Genomic DNA, 24304 nt, shown 5'->3' with positions numbered 1-24304 from the left:
TCGGTGACTTGCTCTAGTGGCCGCGGGCCACGGTGGCGACCGCGCGGTGGTAGGCGTCGTGGCCCAACAGCGGAGCGAGTGGGTTGTTCGCCGCGGTGGCGATCTGCTCGGTGAGCAGGGCGCGGTAGAGCAGTGGTGCGCTGCCGGGGATCCCGATGTGCGCGTCGATGAGGTGGGCGAGGTTGGCGCCGAGTCCGTTGCCGTGGTGGATGGCGGTTTTGCGCCGCCACGCGACATCCTCGGGCAGTAGGGCCCGCGCCGCCAGCCTCAGGTGGCCCTTCTCCCTGCCGCGGAAGGACTTCACGGCCGGGTCGGTGGCCAACGCGACGTCGAGCACTCCGGGGTGCCAGTACGGATGGGTCAGCAGATAGCCGCGCTCGCTGCCCAGTGCCCGGGTGAACTCCGACGAGTAGCGAGTGCGGTCCACCGCGGCGCGAACCTTGGCGCCGATGTCACCGTCGATCTCGTCGGTGGTCGCCATCCCCGAGTTCAGCAGATCTGAGCCATATCCGGTGAACAGCAGCCGTTCCCGGGCGTACCCACCGCGGCAGAACGCGGCGAGCGCGACCCCGATCGCGATCGTCTCCGGCTCGCAGTGGCCGAAGGCGCGCACCGTGGTGGGCAACCCTTCGACGATGTCCTCGGCGCGCAACGCGGTGCGCCGCAAGTCGAGCCCGACCGCTTGTGCCGCTTCGGCTGCGTGGTCGTACTCGTCGCCCCACTCGGTGCCGATGGTGTACGCGGTCGCGGGTGTGCCGGTCCGCGCGACCAACGCGGCGACCAGTCCGGAGTCCACTCCCCCGGACACCAGCACACCGGCCTCGCCTTCGGCTTCCGTGGCGAGCGCGTCGGCGATGGCCAAGCGCAGGGCGTCCACTTGGGCCTCGCCAGCGGCGGCCGCGTCGTGGAAGCGGATGGCGGGCTGCTCCGGGTCAGCGCGCCGGGTGTGGGAGCACCGCCACGTGCCGGACTCCAGACGTAGATCCAGATCTGCCAGGTGCGTCAACCGCGACACCCCGACGACAGCCGAATCGGATCCACTATGGACACCGAGGTCCGCGCGCAGAACAGCGGACTCACCGGTCAGTGCCGCAGACGCCGCCGCGGTCGTCGGCAGGTCCGTGCCGAGCACGAACCGGCCGGTCGTCTGGTCAAGCGCGAAGTAAACAGGGGTGGTATTGCGCTCCGACACCTGCACCCGCACCCGGTCCACGTCAAAGTGGATCGCCGTTCCACCTGGTTCCACGGCGAAGGTCGTACCAGCGGGTGCGCACCCGGACGCGTACACCCGAACCCCGCCAAAGGCGAGCGTCTCCTCGAAGCCGGGCACTGGGTGATTGGCGACAACGAGCCATGGCATGCCGGTCATCGGCCGACCCCGGCGGGCTCCGCGCCCGCGCCGATGACGCGGTTCATCTTCCGCTGCGCGTCCCCCGCCGCGAATGCCGCACGGTGAGCCGCCTTGCCCGCGATCCGTGTCCGCTCAAGCCCTTCGATGAAGTCCCCGTTCAAGTGGGGTTTCGTCTTGCGGAAGCCCGCCGCGGTGAACCCGGCGGCGTGCTCGGCGTGGCGCACAGCGGCCTCGCGCAACGCTTCCGGCGCGACCACCTCGTGCAGCAGGTCATCGCGTTCCGAGCGCCTGGCATCCCACTCCGCGCACGTCATCACCATCTTCTGCATCACGGCGCGGCCCACGACCCGCTCGAGCATGTAGCCGCCGAACGTGCAGGCGATGCCGAGTTCGAACTCCGGCATCTTGAGCACGCACCGCGAGCTGCCGATCCGGTAGTCGGCGGTCAGCGCGATCTGCAGGCCGATGCCGATGGCGTACCCGTCGATCGCGGCGATCAGCGGTCGGTCCAGCCGCAGCGCCGCGATGTAGAGGTCGGTCACCTGGTCGATCCACGCGTCGACCTCGTCGCCGCCGGTGAAGGTGGCGGTCTCGTGGAAGCTGCCGCCCACGCCGAACGAGCGGCCGACCCCGCTGAACAGCACCACCGAGCGCACCCGGTCATCGCGGCCGAACTCGGTCAGCAACCGGGTGAGGCCGTCCATCCTCGGCATCGACCACGGGTTGTGCCGGTGCGCGTCGTCGAACTCCACCAGCGCCACCCCGTCCGCCAGGGTCACGCCGAAGTCGAACACCGAGTAGTCATGGGTCATCGCGATCCGCCTCCCAGGTTGTCGAACGCGTTCACCGATCTCCGGTACCGACCGCCACGGCGGTCACAGGTCCCCTCTCGTGCGGGCCAGCAGCAGCGGGCGCGCGGCCAGCACCCCGGCTGCGGTCAGCGCGGAGAGCCCGGCCAACAGCCACCACAGCCCAGCGGGCGCCGAGTCGAGCAGCGCGGCGACCAGCACCGGCACCAGAGCGCCGGTGATCCCCGCCGCGACCTGACTGAAAGCCAGGTAGGAGCCCAGTTGGGCGGGCGGTGGCAGGTCGGTGAGCAGCGCGTACCGCGCGTGCGTGGTGGCGAGTTCGCCGAGGGTGTACACCACCATGCCCAACACCAGCGCCACGACGAGCGTGGTCGTACCGAATCCGCCCGCCATGGCCACCAGCACCAGGAACACCGCGCTGACCAGCGTGCCCGCGACGAGGATCGGGATGTCGCCGCGGCGCTCCAACGCCGAGGTGAGCGGCAACTGCAGCACGATCAGCAGACCGGTGTTGATGGCGAACAACACGCCCACCAGCCATGCGGGTTTGCCGAGCACGCCGACCAGGTACGCCGACAGGCCGGTCTCCACCGCCAACGCGATCAGCCACGACGCCGAGTTGGCCGCCACGACAGCGAGGAACGGTCCGTCGCGCCACGGTCTCCGGGTCACGCGGGCCCGGTCAGGCGCGGGAACGGGCGGCGGTCGCAACGGCCACAACACCAAGCCCGCCAACAGGTACCCCGCCGCATTGGCCATGCCCAGCCAGACGAGTCCCGCCGAGCCGCCGCCGATGAGCGCACTACCCAGCAGCGCTCCCCCACCGATGCCAGCGTTGAAGACCGTGCGGGACAACGCGAGCCAGCGGTTGCGTTCACCCTCTGCGGCCAGCGCGACCGCCAACGCGGGCGACGCCGCCTGTTCTGCCCGGTTGCACAACGCGATGAGCACGCTGAACAGCGCGAATGCGACCACGTGGCGGATCGTGACGTATCCGGTGAAGCCGACCGCGCGCAGCAGGGCGGCCGCGATGAGCACCGACCGCGGTCCGACCCGGTCGATGAGCCGACCGACCCAGAACATGCCGGGCAGTGCGACCAGCGCGGCCGCGGTCAATACCAGGCCGACTTGGGTCAGCGGAAGGCCGAGCAGCGCGGGGAAGAACAGCAGCGTGTACGGGTAGAACACGCCGGTTCCCAACGCGCTCACCAGGTTGGCCAGGCCGAAGGCGGTCACCCCGCGGCCGCGCGGGAGAAACCCTCGACGCGGCAAGGTATCCGAGTCGGTCACGACCGCACAACCTCTACCTGGACCTGGTTCGCGGCAGCGTCTGCGGTCCGTGACGCCTCGGTCGCGTTGGCGCCGACCGCCACGACGTGGCCGATCCAGTCCACGTTGCTGGTGGGCAACCGGACCTCGTCGCCAGCGCCGACTTCCAGCGCCACCTCGACCCGTGCACCGACCCTGCGGGCCAGGTCGACGCCGTGCACTGCCCGCACGGTGCCGGCCACGGCGGAGGTGAGGTAGCGCGAGGCGGCTGCGAGGTCGCGGGTGCGGGTGAGGTCGGCAGACAAGCCCGCGTGCATCCGGACCAACTGGTGCGGCACGTCGATCCCGGTGGCTTCGGCGACCAGCCGGGTGATCACCCCGCCACCTGGGCGGGCGTTGATCTCGACCAGCCGCGCCCCGGCCGGGGTCACCTTGACCTCGACGTGGGCGGCGCCGAAGTCATGCCCGATGGCCTGCAGCGCCGCGGTCGCCACCTCGGTCACCTCGCGGCGCACGGATTCTGGCAGTGCGGAGGGAAAACTCTCGCCGAGTTCGACGAAGTGCGGGTGCGCGCCGAGGACTTTGTCGACCACGCCCAGGGTGTGCCGGTGCCCGTCGACGAGCAGGGACTCCACGCTCACCTCGTAGCCGACCAGGTACTCCTCCACCAGCGCCCCGACTGGCTTGGCCTGCCCGCGGAAGTCGTGCTCGTCGGCGGTCAGCCCCCGCAGGTGCGCCTTCACCTCGTCCGCGTCGCGGCACAGCCGCACGCCGATGCTGCCTGCCTCGGTCGCGGGCTTGACGACGCAGGGGTAGCCGAAGTCGTTGGCGGCGGCGACGGCGGATTCCTCGTCGTCCGCCCAGGCGAACCGTGGCGCGGGTACCCCGGCTGCCGCGCACGCGCGTCGGGTGCGCAGTTTGTCGCGTGCGCTGTGCGCCGCCTCGGGTGCCAGGCCGGGCAGGTCGAGTTCGCGGGCGACCTCGGCGACGACGGCGACGCTGTAGTCGGTTACGGTGCAGATGCCGCGCACCGCACCGAGGCCACGAACCGCCGCGACGACCGGGGCCGCCGTACGTGTGTCCACTTCGATCACATGGTCGGCCAGGTCGGCGGGTGTGGTGGTCCCGCTGTGCCCGGCGTAGCGCGCGGGATCCCTTGCCAGGAAAGCGGTCCGCATACCCAGGTCACGAGCCGCGACCAGTGGACTGAGCCCGAACCGGGACAGCTGGGTCTCCACCACCACGAAAACGCCGTCGAGGTTCACGCGCACCGCCTCAGCGGCAGTACGTGGGCTGTGAGTTCGCTCCACTGGCAGCCCCGGGAACGCTTGGCGGTGTCGCTACCGAGCCCGTACTGGATCGTCGTCACGCCGATCTCGGCAGCACGTTCCACGGCGGAGTAGTAGAGCAGCTCGTAGTACACGGGGAGTTTGCCGAGGAAGTCGTAGTCGAAGCCGCACTGCCTGGCGTACCAGTGGTTGCCTTGGCGCAGCATCAACGCGAACCCGCGGATCTCACCGTCCGCCCGGCACAGCAGCACCGAGGCGTCGTCGGCGAATCGTGCGGCTGAGGTGCCGATGGCCTCGGCCGAACGCTCGACCGGCCACGTCAGGCCGTACTTGGCCAGCAGCAGCACGTCCAGCTCAGCGAGCCTGCCGACGATCTCCGGGGTGACGCGCTCGTGCGTGATCGTCAACCCCGCTTCGCTCACCTTGCGGCGTTCACTGTGGACGCTGAACCGGCGCTTGCGCGGCAACGCGGCCAGGTACGGGCCGAACCCGCCCGGGTCCACATCGAGCCAGTGGTAGCTACCCGCGGCGAACGAGAAGTAGCCGCGATCACGCAGTACCCCTGTGAGCACAGTGTCGCGCTCGTCGACGTAGGAGAACGAGACAGATGCAGATCCGTTGTCAGCAGCCAGCTTCTCGGCCGCCTCGACCAGCGTGGCGACGTCACCTCGATCACCGGTGTGCAGCACCCGGTTGCGGCCGATGTGCCGCCCTCCACAATGGACGTTGGGCAGCAGCGCATCCGCCCCACCCACCGCGTGTAGGAACGCTGCGGCACCGCTGGATCCGGCTTCGGCGCACTCGGTGAGCACGTGGTCCACCCGGCCGCTCACCCATGGCACATCGGCGGTGGCCATGGCCGTGGCCAGCGCGGCGACCGGTTGGCCGCCGCGCCGCGCGCACAGGTACCGCATCGGCGTCGCCGCCGTCTCCTCGACCACCCGCAACCAGCGGTGGGACAGGAACAACTCGTCCGGACCGGCGAGCCCGTCCCACTCGGCCACCGGTATGTCGGCGGTGCTGTCGCACCACGAGAGCGTGCTGTCGCCGTTCGGCATGAGTTCCCCCTGATCCCCGCCGTGCCGTCGTCTGGAGTACCGCGTCAGGTCGTGTAGTCGGCGTTGATCCGGATGTAGCCGTCGGTCAGGTCGCAGCCGAAGACGGTGAACGCCCCCGACGCGATGCCCAGGTCGATGGTGATCACCACCTCGTCGCCCTTGAGGTGCGTCGACGCCGCGGCCAGCACCTCGTCGGTGGCGGGCGCCGGGTAGGTCTCGACGTCGCCGAAGCGGATCACGACCTTCGCGGGCTCGATGTCGAGCTCGTCCTCGCACTTGCCGATCGCCATCGCGACCCGGCCCCAGTTGGGGTCCGCGCCGTGCACGGCGGTCTTGACCAGCGGCGAGTTCACCACGGCCTTGCCGACCCGCTTGGCCTGCGCGTCGTCGCGGGCGCCGAGCACGCGCACCTCGATCAGCTTGCTCGCGCCCTCGCCGTCGGCGGCGATCATCCGGACCAGCTTGGTCGCCACCTCGTGCAGCGCCGCCTCGAACTCGGCCTCGTCGACCGGACCGGCCAGGCCGTTGGCCAGGATCGCGGCGCTGTCGCTGGTCGAGGTGTCGGTGTCGACGCTGAGCGCGTTGAAGGTCCGGTCGACCACGCGGCGGAACACCCGGTCGAGCACCGGCTGGTCGAGTTCGGCGTCGGTGAAGAAGAACGTCAGCAGGGTCGCCATGTTCGGCTCGATCATGCCGACGCCCTTGGCGATGGCGGCGATGCTGGCCGGGCCGCACTCGGCGACCACGTGCTTGGCGACGGTGTCGGTGGTCATGATCGCGCGGGCGGCCTTGTCCAGGTCGGCCTCGGGCAGCGACCAGTCCAGCTCGGCCAACCCGGAGCGCACCCGGTCCATCGGGTACTGCCGTCCGATGACGCCGGTGGAGGCGATGAGCAGCTGCTCCGGCTCGATCCCGGCCGCCGCGGCGACGGTGGCGCGCACCTCGCGCGCGTTGGCCAGGCCCTCGGCGCCGGTGGCCACGTTGGCGTTGCGGGCGATGACCACGACGCCGCTCGCGGTGGTCGTCGCGGCCGTTTCGCGGCTGAGCACGACGCTGGGCCCGGCGAACCTCGACCGGGTGAACACGGCCGAAACCGCAGCGGGCACCTCGGACACGACGACGGCGAAGTCGTCGGCCTCGTCCTTGATCCCCAGCGCCGCGGTCCGACCGCGGAAGCCCCGTGGGCCACCTGCTGACATGGCGTCGCGTCCTCTCTCCGGCGCGTCGGGAACCTCGGCACCGCAGCCGTTGACCGGCCTGGGCCGGTCGGATGATGATGCATAGTCATGCATCGCAGTAGATGATGATACTGGCAGGACCGATCGGTACGCAGTGCTCAGCGTGGCGGTTCACCTGTCAGCTCGCAAGAAACTTCGCCCACCTGCCGCTCGCAACAACGAATCGCTGTGGTGGCAGTCACACCCACTGGACAGCTTATGGATAACCATCCAAGGTCGAGTGCGGAGCGAGTGCGGCTGGCCGACTGGGGGCGAGGCGATGTGCACCGTGTTCTTGCGTGTCCGGGACCCGGTGGTCCTGCTCGCCGCGGCACGCGACGAGTTCCTCGACCGGCCGTGGGCACCACCGGGACGGCACTGGCCGGACCAGGACCTGCTCGGCGGCCTCGACCTGGTCTCCGGCGGTACCTGGCTCGCTGTGCGCACCGACCGGCCCGCGGTTTCGGTCCTGGTCAACGGCCCCGGTACGGCGCCGAACGCGCCCAGTAGGGGCTGGCTCGTCCCGCGTGCACTCAGCGGCGGCGAACCGTACGCCGCGGGGATGCCGGGTTTCCACCTCCTGCACGCCGAACCCGGCCGGGTGCGGCTGACCAGCTGGGATGGCCGCGCCCTGACGGCCCGCGTCGTGCAGCAAGGCGACCACGTCCTGACCTACGGCGGCCTCAACGACCTCACCCACTCCCGAGTCCGCCGTTTCCACCCCCGGCTCGCGGGGCTGTCCGATGCGCAGTGGCCGACGCTGCTCGACGGGCCAGAACCGTTTCCCGCCAAGCAGGACGCGCTGCTGATCGACCGGATCGAATCGGGCAGGCCCTACGGCACAACCTCGGCAGCGGCGGTCTCCCTTGACCACCACGGCCTGACCTACGACTTCATGGCGGCACCGCGAGAAGGGGGATCTTGGCACCGCGTGAACACCGCGCCCGCCCTCGACCAGGGAGAACAGGAACGCACTGCTGGTTGACCGACACCGGGCACGCCAGATCCCGACCAGCGAGAACACGCGGCCAGTCGGCACATCGAACTGGAAGGCCGTCTCCGTGCCACCACGGACCGACTCACGACTACGCGGCGGCATCGCGTGAAGCGGAACTAGGCGCCGCGTGAACACCGCCGTAGCGAAGCCGAGCCTCTCCGGGACTGAACTGTTCTCGGCCCATCACGACAGCACCGCGTGAGCACCTTGTCCAACCATGACCAGGGAGAATCTCGTGTCGCTTCCGCTGGCCACCGCCACGGACCAACTACCAGCCGTACCCTCGTGGGCGGGAGCTGAACCGATCTGGTCCGGCCGCCCGGTCGAACTCCTCGGGTGCCGGGGCGAGCTCGCGGCCACTGTGGACCACGCGAGCCGTCTGGCCCAGCAGCAGATGGTCGCGCGGGCCAAGGCCGTCGACCTGCTGTCCATTCCGGACGATGAGTGGTTCGGGTTGTTCCGCCGAGCCGCCGACATCGTCGAGAAGCACGTCGAATCCGGGGCGCTCGACTCACAGCTGGCGGCCCTGGCATCGACGTGCGCCTTGCCCGTGCGGCGGGCGAGTCGAGGGATCTTGGCCGTGGTGGGCCAGATGCGGTACCTCGACGAGATCATGGCGGCGCAGTCGCCCGACGGGACGACCGGGCCATACCGCACTGGCCACAGTGGACACAATTGGTCGTGGCTACCCGCTGGCCGCACGGCCATGGTGCGGGTGCCCGCGAACTTCCCGACCATCGCGATCGAGTGGTTGCAGGTGCTCGCGAGCAGGCGGGCGGCGTTGGTGAGCACCAGCAGGCACGACCCGTTCGTGGCGGCGATCTTCGTCGAGGCGCTGTACGAGGCCGGGTTGCCCGACGGTGCCGTGTCCATCAGCCATGACAACGCCGAGACGTTCCACCGGTTGGCCGATCAGGTGGTGTGGCCGGGCGAGAACTACCCGCCGGGGCTCGATCCGACACGGCTGAAGCTCTACCACTTCGGTCGCAGCAAGGCGGTTCTACCAACCGATCCCGGTGACGACGCGTGGACCCGGCTCACCCGGTTGGCGTTCCAGGGCTGCGGCAGGCTGTGCACCAACGTCAGCTCGATCGCGGTCTCGTGGTCGGCAGAGCAGGCCGCGGAGCGGTTGGCGGCCGAGTTCGCCGAGTTCCCCGTGCTACCGCTGGCCGATCCGGCCGCGAACGTGCCCGCGTTCACCGACCCCGCCGATTGGGACGCCGTTGCCCGCATGATCGAGCGGGAGATCGCGGCGGGCGCGGAGGACGTCACGGCGCGGGTGACCGGGGTGCCGCTTCGGGTGGAGTTGGACGGGACCCGGTTCCTGCGGCCCACAGTGTTGCGGGTGCGGTCGGATTCGCCGTTGGTGCGCATGGAGTTGCCATTTCCGTTCGTCACGGTGACCGAGGTGCCGCGCGCCGAGTTGGCAGACACGTGCCGCGAGTCGCTCATCGTGTCGCTGCCCGGCGACGACCCCGAGTTGCTGCGGGAGTTGGTCGCGGAACCGTCGATCTCCAAGGTGTTCCACGGCGAGGGGTTCGACCGCGGGTACGACCCACGCGACCCGCAGGAGGGTTACCTCGCCGACTTCCTCTTCCAGAAGAAGCCCGTGCTCCCCCACCGAGAAGGAGACCCCGCATGGTGACCCCACCACTGACCCCGGTGTCCGACGAGCACGTGCGCGCGGTCGTGCGCAGGCACCTGCACCCGGAGACCGGTTCCCCGTTCTGGCTGGAACGCGACCGCAGGCTCGGCACCAATGGATACTCCACAGTGGACAGCTGGGCGGCCGCACAGGAACTGCTGGCCTTCCGCGACGAAGCGGACCAGGAGATCTTCGAGGAGGCGAGCAGGCGGCGCCCGGTAGAGGACTTCATCCCGGCCGATGTCGTGCGCGACAACGACTTCCTCTGGGCGGCACAAACCGGCGGCACCACCGGACTGCCCAAGCACGGCACCTGGGGCGGCAAGTACTGGAAGCACGTCAGCGACTTCTCCCACTACGCCATGGACACCCACGGCATCCCCCGCGGCGTCAACTGGCTCTACATCTCGCCAATGGGCCCGCACACCATCGGCAGGCTCGTGGTCGACTGGGCGGAATCGCGCGGCGGCATGTGCTTCTCGATCGACCTCGACCCGCGCATCGTCAAGATCTTCGGCGAGGAGGGCATGGCAGCCGCGTACGAGCGGTACGTGCGCCACATCTGGGACCAGGTCAACGCGGTACTGGAGTCCCAGCGGATCGGCGTGCTCTACGGCACCGCGCGGCTACTGGAGATGCTGCCCGAGTACGTGGATCCCAAGCTGCTCAAGGATGTCCGCGGTGTCGTGCACGCGGGCACCACGATGCCGGTGCTGTCCCACCGACTCCTGCGCGAAGACGTCTTCCCCGACGTCCCGATCCTGGGCATGTACGGGTCGTCGACCACCAGCATCAGCTGGCAGAAGCCGTTCGAACCCGAGGACGAACACGGCCTCGTCTACATCCCCAGCTCCCCCTGGGTCACCCTCGACCTCGTCGACGACGCCGCAACCCCCGTCGCCTACGGCGAAGAAGGCCGAGTCCGCGTCTGGCGCCTCACCGACGACCAACTCCTGCCCGGCTTCCTCGAACGCGACCGAGCCCGCCGCGTCGAGCCCTACGGCAAGGCCGCTGACCTGTTCCCCTGGCCCTGGATCGGCGACCCGTACAGCCCCGAGTTCACCGAAGGCAGGCGCGTGGAGGGCGTGTACTGAGCCCGGTTACGACCTCCTCTCCTCCGCCGTGCGGAAAGCCGCCGCTGCTCATCTGGTGGGTGCAGTGGCGGCAACCCGGAGGGGTGAGAGATCGCCATCGGTCGTGTGGTCGTGGTGGGCACCCGTTGACCGCCGCGGTCCAGCGGTGCGAGCTTGTCGGACGATCTCGCCCGTTGCGGCGCCACTCGATGTGGAACAGGGAAGTCCTTATGACAAGACGGATGCTGGCGGTCGCGCTGGCGACGTTGACCGCCTTCGGCTCGCTGAGCACTGGTACCGCGCATGCCCAACCCGTGGCACCTGTCCCCGTGCACCACTACACATTCGCGTCGTGGAACATGCAGGGGTCGAACTCGAACTCGACCACCGAGTGGAAATGGCTGGTACGCGACAACGCCCGCGGCGTGCCAAACCTCGCCGCTGCGTACGACGTGGTCGCGCTGCAAGAAGCAGGCTCTGTCAACCAGTTCAAGAGCAAGCCCGGGTGGGCGTGCACGTCGCTTGTGAAAAGCCTGCGCCTCGCCTGGAAATGCGCCTGGACGTTCTCCAACAAGACCCGCACCGTGTACTTCGTCGAGTCCGAGGACCGCCACCAGGGCACACCTCCGTCCAACCGCAAGAACAACCTCGCGTTCGTCGTCGACCCGGCCAAGGTCACGGTCCGCGCATGGGACTACATCCCCCCGATCAAGGGCGACACCTACCACGACGGCGACCGGGGACTGCTCAAGCTGACCTTGGCCGACGGGCTCGTCCTCTACACACTCCACGCCGACGCGGAACCCAGTGGAATCAACGTCGGCGCCCTGCTCAAGAAACTGCGGTCGCACACGCCGAACAAGCGTTGGGTGCTCGCCGGGGACTTCAACATCGAACCCCGGTACACAGCCGCGCTGCTCGCGGGCGGCGAACACCTCGTGGCTCCGAGTGTGCCCACCAAGACTGACAGCACTCGCATCGTCGACTACCTGCTCTGGTCCGACGCGAACGCCACCAGGACGTTCACCGCCGCCGTCATCGCACCGGCGGCGGCGCAGCCCCAGTACACCTCCGACCACCGCCCTGTCCGGTTCACCCCCAGCGGAGGAACGACCCCATGATCCGCCGTCGCCTCGCCGGAACGCTGGCGGCCGCTGCCACCACGCTGTCCCTGATCGCCGCACTGCCCGCCCAGGCCACCCCGCCGCTGGAACTGGGTCCGTTCACCATCGGCTCGCACCAGTACGGCAGCAACCGGATCGTGTGCATGGCCGTCACCAACGACGCGGGAAAACACGCCGTGGCCCAGCCCTGCGACAACTCCACCCTCAGCACGTGGATGTTCGTCGAGATCGGGGGCGGCCGCCGCTACCTCATCCGCAACGTCGGGACAGGTAGGTGCCTGCGGCCCGTTGTCCCCCTCAACCCCTCCACCTCACCGATCACCCTGCGCCAGTACACCTGCGACGCCGGGCAATCCGAGCAGCACTGGAGGGTCGCCAGCCGGGACGAAGGGCGCACGACCAGCATCAGCCCGGCGGTGAAACTGCCTGTGGTCGGGCAGTCCTACCTCTCCTTCGCCGCGCCCCCAGCGGACATGACCCCCTACGCGGTCAAGGTCACCGCACTGACATCGGCGAATGCCAAGTCACAGGCCATCACCATCGCCGCGCCGTAAGACGGGCCGGTCAGGCTGAGCGTGAGCATCCCGCTCCAGTCATTGGAGCGGGATGCTCACCATGAACAGTTCACCGGATCAGCCGCCTGGGCAGCGGTTGTCGCCGCCGCTGTGTTCTTGGCAGCCCCGGTACACGGGGGTCGGTGCGGGGGCCGGGTTGTGGCGGGACTCGGCGACCCATACGCAGCCGATCACGACCACGCTCAGGAACAGGATCGTGCCGAAGACCCTCATCGGCGCGTTGCGCCGGGTGATCAACGCCAGCACGACGCCCACGAGCGGGACCGCGACGGCCAGGATCTCGGCCCACATCGCCAGCCGGTCACTCTTGGCCAGAGCAGCGGCGGAGGGCGACCCCATGAACGACCACCCGGACAGCGCCGACTCCAGCGCCAGCGCGGGCACAGCGAACAGCCAGGTGAAGAACAGCAGCACCCACAGCAGAGGGAGCAAGCTCGGGCGTTGGTCCGGTCGTGTCTCCACGGTCACCCGGCCAGAATATCCGGGTTGTCACCGCCTACGGACGTAGTCTTGCGTGGGTGGACTTCCTGACCGGTTCCCCCGTGATCCTCGACGGCGGCCTGGCGTCCGAACTGCGCGCCTGGGGCCATGACATGTCGGACGCGTTGTGGTCGGCGCGGATGTTGGTGGATGAGCCCGGTGTGCTGACGGCCGCTCACCTGGCGTTCTTCCAGGCTGGGGCGTCCATCGCGACCACGGCGACCTACCAGGCGTCTTTCGAGGGGTTCGCGGCTCGTGGCATCGACCGGGCGGGCGCTGAGCGGTTGATGCGGCTCGGGGTCGAGGTGGCGATCGCCGCGCGCACCTCACTGTCACAGTGGGTCGCGGCGTCGGTCGGGCCGTACGGGGCTTTCCTGGCCGACGGGTCGGAGTACCGGGGCCGGTACGGGATGTCGGTGTCGGCCCTGGCCGACTGGCATCGGCCGCGGCTGGAGGTGCTCGCGAGCGCTCGACCGGACATCCTGGCGTGCGAGACGGTGCCGGACATGGTCGAGGCGCAGGCCTTGGCCGTGGCGTTGACCGAGGTCGACGTGCCCGCGTGGGTCGCCTACACGATCGACGGCGACCGCACCCGCGCCGGTCAACCCCTGGCCGAAGCCTTCGACGCCGCCGCGGCGAGCCCGTCGGTCGCGGCGGTCGGCGTGAACTGCAGCTCCCCCACCGACATCGGCCCCGCGATCGCCGTCGCCCGCTCCGTCACCGACAAACCCATCATCGTCTACCCCAACAGCGGCGAATCCTGGACCGGCGATTGGAGCGGCCCGTCCCGGTTCTCCGTGGACCTGGCGGCGGAGTGGGTGGCCGCGGGCGCCCAGGTGGTCGGCGGCTGCTGCCGGGTCACCCCCGCCGACATCGCCGATCTGGCCAGAGCGGTGGGGTCGTGACCGGGCTGCCGTTCCGGTCGGGCGCCGTGCCCGCCGTGGTGGACGGGTTCCAACCGAGGCTGGTCCCGGAACTGGAAGGGCTGGTCTCCGGCGGGGTGGTGCTGTCCGGCCTGGGCGGCGTCGGCAAGACCCAGACGGCGGCTGAGTACGCGAGCCGGGCGTCGGCGGACCTGGTGGGCTGGGTGACGGCCGCTTCGCGGTCGAGCCTGGTCAGCGGCTTGGCGGAGCTGGGGACGGTGGTCACCGGGTCGGTGGCGGACGACGCCGAACGGGGGGCGCGGCGATTCCTGGACTGGTGCGCGAGCACCGACCACACGTGGCTGGTGGTGTTCGACGACCTGGCGGACCCGGCGGATGTGAAGGACCTCTGGCCGAACACAGGTGCCCACGGGCGACTGGTGGTGACGACCCGCCGCAACGAGCGGTGGGCGCTGCAAACCGCCACCCGGCGGATGGTGCCGGTGGAGGTGTTCACCGAAACCCAGTCGGCGGCGTACCTGCGGGGCGTGCTCGGGGACGCCCCGGGGGTGGACGACCTGGCGGAGCTCCTCGGTCAACTCCCCCTCGCACTTGGCCAGGCCGCGGCGTACTTGGAGATGACCCCTGGCATGACCTGCGAGTCCTACATCGCCAAGTGGCGAGGGGCCGCACTGCGGGAGATGTTCCCGGATGACGGCTCCGAGACCGTGGCCAAGACCTGGGCGGTCTCCGTCGACGCGGCCGACACCCTGTGCGATCTGGCCCGCCCGATGTTGTCGGTGATGTCGCTGCTGGACCCCAACGGCATCCCGCTGCCCGTGCTGACAGCCCAGCCGATCCTGACCTACCTGTCCACCGGCAGCGGCGAACCCATCGACGTGGACGGCGCGACCCGCGCCCTCGGCGCACTCCGCCGCCTCAACCTGATCACCGTCGACACCGAGTCCCTGGGGCCGGTCGCCCGGGTGCACGCGCTGGTGCAACAGGTCAGCCGCGAGCACCTGCCCACCGAGCGACTGGCGCTGCTGACCCGAGTGGTCGCCGACGCGATCCTCGCGAACTGGCCGGACATCGAGCGCGACACCGAACACGCGGCGATGCTGCGGGCCAACACTGCCGCGCTGACCGCGTTCGGTGGCGACCACCTGTGGCGGTCCGGGCGTCCTGACCTGCTGTTGCGCGCGGGTCGCAGCCTCGGCGAAGCTGGCCAGGTGCGGGCTGGCGTCGCCTATTTCCGCACCTTGCTCGCGGCCGCCGAGCACCACCTCGGGCCTGATCACCCCGACACGTTCAAGACCCGCAACAGCATCGGCTACTGGCAACGCCAAGCGGGCGACCTCACCGGGTCGTACGACACCGTCGTCAAGCTGTACGCGGACCGGCTGCGGGTGCTGGGTCCCGACCACCCGGACACGCTCACCAGCCGCAGCAACCTCGCGCGGCAACTGGACAAGGCGGGCAAACGGGCCCAGGCCACCGAGGCGTTCGTGCAGCTGCTGGCCGACCGGACGCGGATCCTGGGCCCGGACCACCCCGACACCCTGATCACCCGCAGCAACCTGGCCCGCCAGCGAGGACTCGGCGGCGACCCCGCGGCCGCCGTGCGTGACCTGACCAGCCTGCTCGCCGATCGGACCCGCGTACTCGGCCCGGACCACCCGGACACCCTCACCACCCGCAACAACCTCACCTACTGGCGCGGCGAGGCCGGGCACACCGGAGTCGCAGAGGACTTCGCCGAGTTGCTCGCCGACCGACTCCGGGTGTTGGGGCCGGACCACCCTCACACCCTGGCCACCCGCAGCAACCTGGCCCGCCACCGCGGCGAAGCGGGCGACGCCGTCGGGGCAGCGCATGCCCTGGCGGAGTTGCTCGCTGACCGGATCCGGGTGCTGGGACCAGACCACCCGGCGACCATGGCCACGCGGACGAAGCTCGCCATCTGGCGCGAACGAGCCGGGCTTGGTGACCACTGAGCACCTGGGGAACCCGCCAGCCCGTTCGGTGAGTGCCTGGCTTGGCCGCGACCTGACTCGCCACGCGGGCTCGCTCGCCGTTCGGGCCCGCGCACCGGCGCCAGACCGCCCCGCAACCCTCCCGACACGGACCAATCGCCACCTGGCGCAAACGGGCTGGCCCGACCGATGGCGTCCGGCACCTCGCTCCGGCCACCCCGCGAGCGGTGGCCTCGATGCGATCGGACTGCACACGCAGTCGCGGCGTTGCTCGGCTACCCGCTGACCACAGACCGGCGCGGCCAACACGTTCACCGAGCGGCCACACCCCGCGAGCCGAGGTCTCGATGCAATCGGACGACACAGGCTGTCGCAGCGTTGCTCGGCTACCCGCTGACCACAGGTCGGCGCGGCCAACACGTTCAACCGAGCGGACCGCTTTCCGAACTAGCGGTATCGATGCGATTGGCGGCATGCGCGGTGCGCTCGCTACCGCTGGGGCTGTCTTTGGTATCGCGTACGAGGGGATGGTCGATGATGGGGGCATGGGTGAGCTGAACCGCCTGGACGGGGATGTGTCGGGGGCCGCGGCGCAGATCCACACGGTGCACGGGCCGGTGACGGTCGGTGGGGTAGTCCGGCCGGTGGGTGGGCTGCCCTACCGGTCGGGGAAGGTGCCGGTGGTGGTGGACGGGTTCCAGCCGCGGTCGGTGCCGGAGTTGGCGGGGTTGGTCTCCGGCGGGGTGGTGCTGTCGGGGATGGGCGGGGTGGGCAAGACCCAGACGGCGGCGGAGTACGCGAGCCGGACGTCGGCGGACCTGGTGGGCTGGGTGACGGCCACGTCGCGGTCGAGCCTGGTCAGCGGGTTGGCGGAGTTGGCGGCGGTGGTCACGGAGTCGGTGATCGAGGACGCGGAGCAGGGCGCTCGGAAGTTCCTCGACTGGTGCGCGAGCACGACCCGGACGTGGCTGCTGGTGTTCGACGACGTGGCGGATCCGGCGGACGTGCAGGGGCTGTGGCCGTCCACGGGGGCGCACGGGCGACTGGTGGTGACGACGCGGCGCAACGAGCGGTGGGCGCTGCAGACTGCGACTCAGCGGTTGGTGCCGTTGGACGTGTTCACCGAGGCCGAGTCGGCGGAGTACCTGCGTGGTGTGCTTGGTGACGTGCCTGGGGTTTCGGAGTTGGCCGCGTTGTTGGGGCACCTGCCGCTAGCCCTGAGCCAGGCGGCGGCGCACTTGGCGATGACGCCGGGGATGACGTGTTTGGGATACGTGGAGAAGTGGCGCACCAAGCGGGCGACGCTGGCGGAGATGTTCCCGGAGGACTGGTCGGGTCCGGGTGCCCGGACCGCCACCACCTGGTCGATCTCGATCGATGCGGCGGACCAGTTGCCACCGGCGGGATTGGCAAGACCGATGCTGGCGGTGATGTCCCTGCTCGACCCCAACGGCATCCCGTTGTCCGTGCTGACCGCGGACCCTGTCTTGAAATACTTGTCCACTGGAAGCGGGCAGGAGGTGAACGCGGAGACCGCATCGAGGGCCCTCGGATGCTTGGCCCGACTTAACCTCATCACCGTCGACACCGAGGTCGCTGGAACCAATGCCCGTGTACATGCCTTGATCCAGCGCGCCACCAGAGACCAGGTGCTAGAAGATCGAATCCCGGTGCTCACGCAGGTAGCCGCTGACGCACTAGTGGACAGTTGGCCGACGATCGAACGCGACTCCGCCCTGGGCGCGAGGCTGAGGGCTAACACAGCCACTCTCGCGGAATACGGCGAAGGCTTGCTGGATGACACTGGCACTCACTCTGTCCTGTTTCGGGCGGGCTCAAGCCTCGGCAGGGCGGGCCAAGTTCACACCGCAGTCGCCTACCACCGAGACCTGTTGTCCAGGATCCATCACCACCTTGGATCCGAGCACAGTGATGCCTTTGACGCCCGAGCCAACCTTGCCCTCTGGCAAGCCGAAGCTGGAGATGTGGCGGAATCTGTGCGGCAATACACCCTGCTGATCGCCGACAAGGAACAGGCCCGAGGCCTGGGAGAGGCGAGCATCCTCACCACCCGGGCCAACCTGGCGGGAGTAAAGGGAGAAGCAAGCGACTTCGACGGAGCCGTGGCCGACTTCAGTGCATTGCTTGCCGACGCGCAGCGCATCTACGGACCCGACCACGTCGCCACTCTCGTCATTCGCAGCAACCTCATCTACTGGACAGCGCAGACAGGCGATACCTCGACAACTGTGTCCGACTACACCGACTTGCTCGCCGACCAACTCCGCGTCCTCGGACCCGATCATCCCGAGACCCTCATCTGCCGAGCCAACCTCGCCAGCCGACAGGGCCAAGCAGGAGACGTAGTCGGGGCAATGCAGGCCTACGCCGAACTACTCGCCGACCGACTCCGCGTCCTCGGACCCGACCACCCCAACACACTCATCGCCCGCGCCAACCTCGCCTACTGGCAAGGCCGATTGGGAGATGTACGCGGCGCGATACAGGCACTTACCAAGCTACTCGCCCACCGGCTCCGCATCCTCGGACCCGATCACCCCGCCACGCTCGGCACCCGTCAAAGTCTCGTCTACTGGCAAAGGCGGCACCAGAGTCTGACTGCTTCCTCAGGTGGGCCAGGGGGTGGCGTCGTCGAGGAGGCCGATCATGCCGGAGAGTAGGCGCATTTGTTGGGTGGTGCGGATGTCCGCCTCCACTAGGTGTGGGGAGCAGATCAAGACTGCCAGGGTTTGGGCTCGGGAGAGGGCCACGTTCAGCCTGTTGCGGGACAGGAGGAAGTCCAGGCCTCGGGGGAGGTCGGCGGCCGAGGATGACGTCATGGTGGCTATGACGACGGGGGCTTCTTGGCCTTGGAAGCGGTCTACGGTGCCGACGCGGATGTTGGGGTGGCCGGTGGCTTCCAGGGCGCGGGTGACGACTCGGGCCTGAAGGTTGTAGGGGGCCACTACGAGGATGTCGTCGTCGGTGAGGGGGCGGGTGCCGTCTTTGTCGTGGAAGGGGCGGCCGTGGAGGGTGGTGACGAGGTCCGCTAGGGCGGCGGCTTCCTCTGTGGACCGGGTGGTGTTTCCCTTGTGCGGGACCTCAAGCACGTGCAAGCCCGCCGTGATGCCGTCGATGGATCGGTTGGCGGCGCTGGGATGTGAGTGCAGTCGGCCCGCGTAGGAGAGGCGGGAGACTGGGGCACAAACATTGGGGTGCATGCGGCGGGTTTGGTCGAGGAAGAAGCCGAGGTCTGGTGGGATGATGTCGGCCTCGCCGAGGAGGTGGCCCAGGGCTGAGGCGTCGGCACCGGCGGGGTGGGTTCCTTGGACGACTTGGGGTAGCTGGCGCGGGTCGCCGAGGAGTATGAGGTTGCGGGCGCAGGTGGAGACCGCGAGGGCGTCGGCGAGGGCGAATTGGCCTGCCTCGTCGACGATCAGGACGTCGAAGGGTTCTGCGCGCAGGGTCTTGTTGGCGAAGTTCCAGGCGGTGCCGCCGACCAGGTGGCCCATGTTGTTCTCTTCGCGCCACCGAGCCAACGCGGCGAAGTCCTTCGGCTGTTCCCAGGCGGCGTCTGGCGCGGGGGTCTTGCCGCGGGGTCGTTTGGCAACCGGAAGTCCTGGAGCTGCGGACAAGGCAGCGGAGAGCACGTTCTCCACGGCCTTGTGGCTGGTGGACGTGACACCAACAGTGCGACCGGACTTCACCAGGTGCGCGATCAGCCTGCCCGCCAGGTACGTCTTGCCCGCGCCGGGTGGTCCTTGCACGGCGAGCGTCGATCCGTCCAACGCATCGACGGTCTCGATCACCGTGCGGACCAGATCGTCACCGGGTTCCGGAAGGGCGCGACCACCACGCAACCTGGGCGGGGTGCGGAGCAACAAGTCGATGCCGGGATGTGCTGGCAGCAAAGGAAGCAGGCCCGCGACCTGTTGTGCGAGTTCCAGGACCGCTTCATCCTTCGGAGCCGCTCGCACCGGTTCGCCAGGCAGCAACGCCTGCGGCACAACAGAATCAGTCTCGTCCACAGCGCGGCTTTCCAGCACAACCACGTGATCAGTGGACGCCTGGGTGACCACGCCGTCTCCCTTGGCCCCGCCGTACCGCAGCCGCACCTGGTCGCCGACGGTGAACGGGTGCGGCCGGTCCGGGTCGCAGGTCACCTGGAGGACACGCTTTGCCTTGCCGTTGCGGCGTTTCGGGGCTTCCCACTCCCCCGCCGCCACCCGCACCGGCACCGTGCAGGCGGAGTCGGCCTCCAGGTCGTGCAGCGGCGCGGCGAGCTGGCGGAAGAACTCCCACCAGGCCGGGTTGCTCTCCCGCCGGTAGTAGCCGACCGAGGCCGCCAGCAAAGCGCGTGCGCGCTCGTCGGCGGTGAACTCAGCAGGGTCGTCCGGCAGCCCCTCGATCAGCGTGTCGACGAGCTTGGCGAGCATCTCGGCCTTCTCGGCCCGTTCCGCCGCCTTGACGTCGTCGAGGCCGATGTCCAGTTCGGACTTGACCTCGGGTTCCCGCGTCTCGATGCCTTCCCGCACACGGACTTCGTGCAGGAACTCGAAAAGCCGCTGGGTGGATACGCAGTCGTACTCGTTGTAGTCCGCGATCCCTTGCAGCACTTCGGCCGCGCGCTCGGCCTCCCCCGCACCGGTGAGCGTCAGGTAGTCCTCGTACGCCTCGATGCTCGACGCCGCCGTCTTGACCTCGCCCTCGCGCGCGTCGGGCATGTAGAGCGGTTCGAGCGCCTTGATCGAGTACGACCGCTGCGACACCCGCAAAGCCTTGCGCACCACAGCGAAGAGGTCGACCAGCGATTCGCGGCGCAGCAGAGTGTCGACCGCTTCTTCGCGGGTGCCGTGCAGTGCGGCCAACCGCTTGAGAGCTGCGGACTCATACGGCGCGTAGTGGTAGATGTGCGCGTCCGGGTGCTCTGCGAGTCGAGCGGTGGCGAAGTCGACGAACTTCTCGAAAGCGCTGCGTTCCGCGGCTCGCGTGTGGGCCCAGAACGGCGTGAATCGGCCGTCGGCGACGGCGCCGAACAGGTACTCCAGGCCGCTGCCGCCGAAGGCGTACGGGTCGCCCTCCATGTCGAAGAAGACGTCGCCCGCACTGGGTGGCGGGAGCGTCGCGAGCGCGTCTTCGTCCACGAGCTCGAACGCGACCTCACCGGTGGCGTCCTGGCGGACCTGAATCGCCGCCTGCGCGCGCAGGGCCGTGTAGGACGCGAGGGACAACGTTGCGGGGCGGTCGTCAGGTCCTGCGGCGGCGAGTGCGTCGATGGTGCCGAGCCCGCCGTCGAGCAATTTCCGGCGTTGATCCGCACGGATGCCTGCGACGAGCGCAAGATCGCGGTCGGCAGCACGACCGGAAGCACAATGCTCGGCATAGGGGCAACCTGAGCACGCGGGCCGTTCGTCGCCCCACAGCCGGTCGGGCAGCTGCGGCGCGCGGTCGAGGAGCCTGCCACGCAGCCTGCGCAGCAACGGGAGGAACTCGTCCACCCGGAAGGACGCACGGCTGCCGTCGCCGAGCAACAGGTGCGTGTCCGGCCCCGCGGGCCACCCGGCCCTGGTCAGTGCATCGGCGTAGGCAACGACCTGGATCACCGCCGATGGGCGCGCGTGCCGGGCGAGCTTCGTGTCGTACACCTCGTACCGGCCGTCGGGCCCGCGCAACAGGAAGTCGGCGCGGCCGGTCATCCCGTCGGGCCCGTCTTCGTGGAACACCGCCTGGTAGACGACCGGGGCGCTGGAGCGCAGCGCTTCGGCGGTCTCGGCGGCGGCGGTGACCGGGTCCCGCGAGTCGATCTCGATGACCGCGTGCTGCTCCCCGCGCAGGCGGGTCAGCGTGGCCTGTTCGTGCTCCTTGCCGTACTTGACGGTCAGCCGGTCTGGCCCGGGCCCCGGCTGCGGCGCGCCCGGCACCCCCGCCGCGCTGGCCTGGCTCAGGATGCTGCGGTGCTCGCAGTCGAGCAGGTCGGCGAGGTCGGAGGGGGTGTACATCGCGAGCGAGTGTGCCACCGGGTGCCGGGTCGACCCCGGACCGACACGCCGGGCTCAGGTCGCGGCGAGGTCGAGCTTGCCGATCTTGTTGCTGGTCAGCAGGCCGAACCACACGGCGCCGGGCTGGTGGACGTTGATGTCGCACGGGTAGGACGCCGACGACGGGGTGCTCCACATCCGAACCTCGTGGGTCACCGGGTTGAACCGGGCGATCTGGTTGCCGAAACCGATCGGCACCGGGAAGCTGACCGCGAAGTAGATGTTGCCGTCACTGGCCTCGGCGATCGGGCCGGGCGTGGGCAGCGGGTTGCCGATGCTGCCTACACCCAGGCCACCGAGGAGGCTGGTGAGCAGGCCGTTGACGCCCAGCAGCGGGTACTCGGTGATCTGGCCGGTGCCGGGGTTGATGCGGGCGATCTTCATGCCGACGGCCTCGGCGACCCAGATCGTGCCGTCGGCGGCGGTGCGCACGCCGACCGGGAACGACAGCGGGGTGGGCATCGTGTACTGGGTGAAGCGGTGCGTGTCGACGTCGAGGGTCGCGACCTTGTTCAGCTGCGGCAGGTCGAACACGACGGTGCGGCCAGGGCCGGGTTTGATGATGCCGAACAGGGCGCCGACCTGGCCGAGGATCTCCCCCGGTACGGGGAAGCGGGCCCACGCGCCGGTGGCCGGGTCGTAGCGGCCGATCGAGTTGAGGCCGCCGAGGGTGAACCACAGGGCGCCGTCGGGGCCGAGCGCGATGTCGTTGGCCAGGCCGAGGCCGCTGTGCAGCGGGATGCCGAGCGGCTGGAGGTTGAGCGCGTTCGCCCAGGGCAGCGGGAACTCGGTCATGGCGCCGGTCGCGGTGTCGACGCGCAGCAGGCTGTTGCCGGTGACCTGCGGCATCCACAGGTCACCTGCCAGGTCGAGGTCCATCCCGCCGGGCACCGACAGCGGCATGGGGGTGCTGAAGTTGGTGAACGCGCCGGTCGCCGGGTCGAACCGGGCGACCTGGCTGCTGAGGTACTGCTCGACCCAGAGCGCGCCGGTGTGGTCGAACTCGACCTCGCACACGCCGCCGACCGGGATCGAGGACGGCACGGGGCCGTACTCGGTGATCGGGTACGCGGCCGACGCCGGGACAGGGGTGAGCAGCGCGGCCACCACGAGCGCGGCGGCGATGGAGCGGCTGGTGCGGTGCAACGATGCCTCCCGGGATCGACCGTCGGGATGCTAGGGGCGGCTTCGCGGCGGCCGCGATCCCCCTGTCAGGTGAAAGTGCGAGCTATGTCCACAGTGGACTCTATTTCGGTCGGAGCCGTGAGCGGGCAGGATGCGGGTATGGATATTCGCGAGTTCCTGGCGCTGGGCGAGGAGTTGTTGGCCATCCCGTCCACGGCCGATCGGGGTGCGGAACTGGAGCGCGCGCTGGAGTTCACGTTGGGGGTGGTCGGGCCGGGGTTCACGGTGGAGCGGTTCGTGTCCAACGGGAAACCCAGCGCGTTGGTGTACCGGGGTGCGCGGCGGCCGCAGTTTCGGGTGCTGCTCAACGGACACCTGGACGTGGTTCCCGGTACGCCGGAGCAGTTCCAACCACGGCGCGACGGTGACCGGTTGTTCGCTCGCGGTGCGCAGGACATGAAGCTGTCGGCTTTGGCGCAGGCGATGGCATTTCGGGACGCGCCTGCGGAGGTTCCGGTTGGCCTGCAGTTGGTCACCGACGAGGAGGTCGGCGGGTACGACGGGACCGCTTTCCAACTGGCGCAGGGGGTGTCGGCGGATTTCGTGGTGATCGGCGAGTACAGCGGACTGCGTCTGGTGGTCGAGTCGAAGGGGCTGCTCACGGCTCGGGTGCGGGCTTCGGGGCGGGCCGCGCACAGCGCGTACCCGTGGTTGGGCGACAACGCGGTACTCAAATTGATGCGTGCGATTGACGGCGTGTTGGCGGTGTATCCGGTGGCGGCGGAGGAGGTGTGGCGTACGACGGTGAACGTGGCCAGGGTGGAGACGGGGGGCACCGCGGTGAACCAGGTGCCCGCGGACGCGACGGCGTGGCTGGACATCCGGTACACGGCGGAGGACGGGGACTTCGCGGGCCGCACGCCGGACGAGGTCGCCGCGTATTTGACGTCGCTGTGCCCGGCTGATGTCGTCGTTGAGGTCGACCGGGTCGAGCCACCGCACCACGCCGACCCGGAGGGGGCGGACGTGGCGGCATTGCAGCGTGCCGCGCGAGCCCAGGGCTACTCCGGTGACTTTCTGCGCAAACACGGCGCGGCCGACTCGCGCTTCTACCACCAGCACGGCATCGACGCGGTGATCTTTGGCATCGGCGGCGACGGCCAGCACGGGCCGGATGAGTACGCCGACCTGACGACGGTTGAGCCGTACTACCGGGCGCTGGTCGACTTCCTGTCCGGTGTGCGGTAGCTCAGGCGGCCTCTCCAACCACCGCATCGGGCGGTGTCTGCTAGCCCCGGAAGGTGCGCCTATAGGCGTCAGGTGGGACGCCGAGGGTGCGGTGGAAGTGGCGGCGAAACGTTGCTCGGCCCACTGGCCAGCACGACAGCACGGACACTACCGAGCGCCCCTGCGCC

18 protein-coding genes are annotated in these 24304 nt (G+C 69.5%); 9 read left to right on the top strand and 9 right to left on the bottom strand.

Going from position 1 to position 24304, the window contains the following annotated elements:
• Positions 1-13: 13 nt before the first annotated feature.
• The 6 genes from JOD54_RS20960 to argJ form a co-directional block, all read right to left on the bottom strand.
• Positions 14-1369: an asparagine synthase-related protein gene (locus tag JOD54_RS20960; RefSeq protein WP_204452282.1), complete on the bottom strand. Its 1356-nt coding sequence runs from the start codon at positions 1367-1369 to the stop codon at positions 14-16.
• Positions 1366-2163 (bottom strand): enoyl-CoA hydratase/isomerase family protein, encoded by a 798-nt coding sequence (locus tag JOD54_RS20955; protein ID WP_204452280.1) that lies wholly within the window; start codon positions 2161-2163, stop codon positions 1366-1368. Before JOD54_RS20955 ends, JOD54_RS20960 begins: the two co-directional genes overlap by 4 nt.
• Positions 2164-2226: 63 nt before the next feature.
• Positions 2227-3450 carry an MFS transporter gene (locus tag JOD54_RS20950; protein ID WP_204452278.1) on the bottom strand — a complete coding sequence of 408 codons (1224 nt, stop codon included), beginning with the start codon at positions 3448-3450 and terminating at the stop codon, positions 2227-2229.
• The gene (locus tag JOD54_RS20945; RefSeq protein WP_204452276.1) at positions 3447-4694 is read right to left on the bottom strand and encodes an ATP-grasp domain-containing protein; all 1248 of its coding nucleotides are present in this window, start codon (positions 4692-4694) and stop codon (positions 3447-3449) included. Before JOD54_RS20945 ends, JOD54_RS20950 begins: the two co-directional genes overlap by 4 nt.
• Positions 4691-5776 carry a GNAT family N-acetyltransferase gene (locus tag JOD54_RS20940; RefSeq protein ID WP_204452274.1) on the bottom strand — a complete coding sequence of 362 codons (1086 nt, stop codon included), beginning with the start codon at positions 5774-5776 and terminating at the stop codon, positions 4691-4693. The genes JOD54_RS20945 and JOD54_RS20940 overlap by 4 nt, the downstream gene beginning before the upstream one ends.
• 44 nt (positions 5777-5820) lie before the next feature.
• Positions 5821-6975 carry a bifunctional glutamate N-acetyltransferase/amino-acid acetyltransferase ArgJ gene (gene argJ / locus JOD54_RS20935; protein WP_204452272.1) on the bottom strand — a complete coding sequence of 385 codons (1155 nt, stop codon included), beginning with the start codon at positions 6973-6975 and terminating at the stop codon, positions 5821-5823.
• A gap of 307 nt (positions 6976-7282) precedes the next feature.
• Between argJ and JOD54_RS20930 the strand changes: the two genes are divergently transcribed.
• The 5 genes from JOD54_RS20930 (at position 7283) to JOD54_RS20910 (ending at position 12386) form a co-directional block, all read left to right on the top strand.
• On the top strand, positions 7283-7978 hold the full coding sequence (locus JOD54_RS20930; protein WP_204452269.1) for an NRDE family protein: 696 nt from the start codon (positions 7283-7285) through the stop codon (positions 7976-7978).
• Between the two features lie 229 nt (positions 7979-8207).
• Complete coding sequence (locus JOD54_RS20925; RefSeq protein ID WP_204452267.1) at positions 8208-9635, top strand: aldehyde dehydrogenase family protein; 1428 nt, start codon at positions 8208-8210, stop codon at positions 9633-9635.
• Complete coding sequence (locus JOD54_RS20920) at positions 9629-10729, top strand: acyl-CoA synthetase family protein (protein WP_204452264.1); 1101 nt, start codon at positions 9629-9631, stop codon at positions 10727-10729. Before JOD54_RS20925 ends, JOD54_RS20920 begins: the two co-directional genes overlap by 7 nt.
• Positions 10730-10938: 209 nt before the next feature.
• Positions 10939-11829, top strand: coding sequence for an endonuclease/exonuclease/phosphatase family protein (locus JOD54_RS20915; protein ID WP_204452262.1), 891 nt, complete (start codon positions 10939-10941; stop codon positions 11827-11829).
• Positions 11826-12386, top strand: coding sequence for an RICIN domain-containing protein (locus tag JOD54_RS20910; RefSeq protein ID WP_204452259.1), 561 nt, complete (start codon positions 11826-11828; stop codon positions 12384-12386). The genes JOD54_RS20915 and JOD54_RS20910 overlap by 4 nt, the downstream gene beginning before the upstream one ends.
• A 78-nt stretch (positions 12387-12464) precedes the next feature.
• On the opposite strand, the gene JOD54_RS20905 is transcribed toward JOD54_RS20910, so the two are convergent.
• Positions 12465-12875: a hypothetical protein gene (locus JOD54_RS20905; RefSeq protein WP_204452257.1), complete on the bottom strand. Its 411-nt coding sequence runs from the start codon at positions 12873-12875 to the stop codon at positions 12465-12467.
• Between the two features lie 50 nt (positions 12876-12925).
• Here JOD54_RS20905 and mmuM point away from each other — a divergent pair, with 50 nt between their 5' ends.
• The 3 genes from mmuM to JOD54_RS20885 all read left to right on the top strand — a co-directional run bounded on the left by mmuM (position 12926) and on the right by JOD54_RS20885 (position 18407).
• On the top strand, positions 12926-13792 hold the full coding sequence (gene mmuM, locus JOD54_RS20900; protein ID WP_204452255.1) for a homocysteine S-methyltransferase: 867 nt from the start codon (positions 12926-12928) through the stop codon (positions 13790-13792).
• Positions 13789-15747 (top strand): tetratricopeptide repeat protein, encoded by a 1959-nt coding sequence (locus JOD54_RS20895; RefSeq protein WP_204452253.1) that lies wholly within the window; start codon positions 13789-13791, stop codon positions 15745-15747. Before mmuM ends, JOD54_RS20895 begins: the two co-directional genes overlap by 4 nt.
• 215 nt (positions 15748-15962) lie before the next feature.
• Entirely contained in the window at positions 15963-18407 is a 2445-nt protein-coding gene (locus tag JOD54_RS20885) for a tetratricopeptide repeat protein (protein ID WP_504739770.1), read from the top strand.
• Here the strand turns inward: JOD54_RS20885 and JOD54_RS20880 are convergent.
• Positions 18354-21725: a TM0106 family RecB-like putative nuclease gene (locus JOD54_RS20880; RefSeq protein WP_204452246.1), complete on the bottom strand. Its 3372-nt coding sequence runs from the start codon at positions 21723-21725 to the stop codon at positions 18354-18356. The two genes, JOD54_RS20885 and JOD54_RS20880, sit on opposite strands and share 54 nt — an antisense overlap.
• A 54-nt stretch (positions 21726-21779) precedes the next feature.
• Positions 21780-22910: a Vgb family protein gene (locus JOD54_RS20875; protein ID WP_204452244.1), complete on the bottom strand. Its 1131-nt coding sequence runs from the start codon at positions 22908-22910 to the stop codon at positions 21780-21782.
• 138 nt (positions 22911-23048) lie between these two features.
• On the opposite strand from JOD54_RS20875, the gene JOD54_RS20870 reads away from it, so the two are divergent.
• On the top strand, positions 23049-24137 hold the full coding sequence (locus JOD54_RS20870) for a M20 family metallopeptidase (RefSeq protein ID WP_204452242.1): 1089 nt from the start codon (positions 23049-23051) through the stop codon (positions 24135-24137).
• Positions 24138-24304 lie beyond the last annotated feature (167 nt).

The sequence above is a fragment of the Actinokineospora baliensis genome, assembly GCF_016907695.1.
In the GTDB taxonomy this organism is placed as follows: domain Bacteria; phylum Actinomycetota; class Actinomycetes; order Mycobacteriales; family Pseudonocardiaceae; genus Actinokineospora; species Actinokineospora baliensis.
The sequence above is the reverse complement of the archived record's forward strand: the minus strand, read 5'-3'. Positions and strand labels throughout refer to the sequence as shown.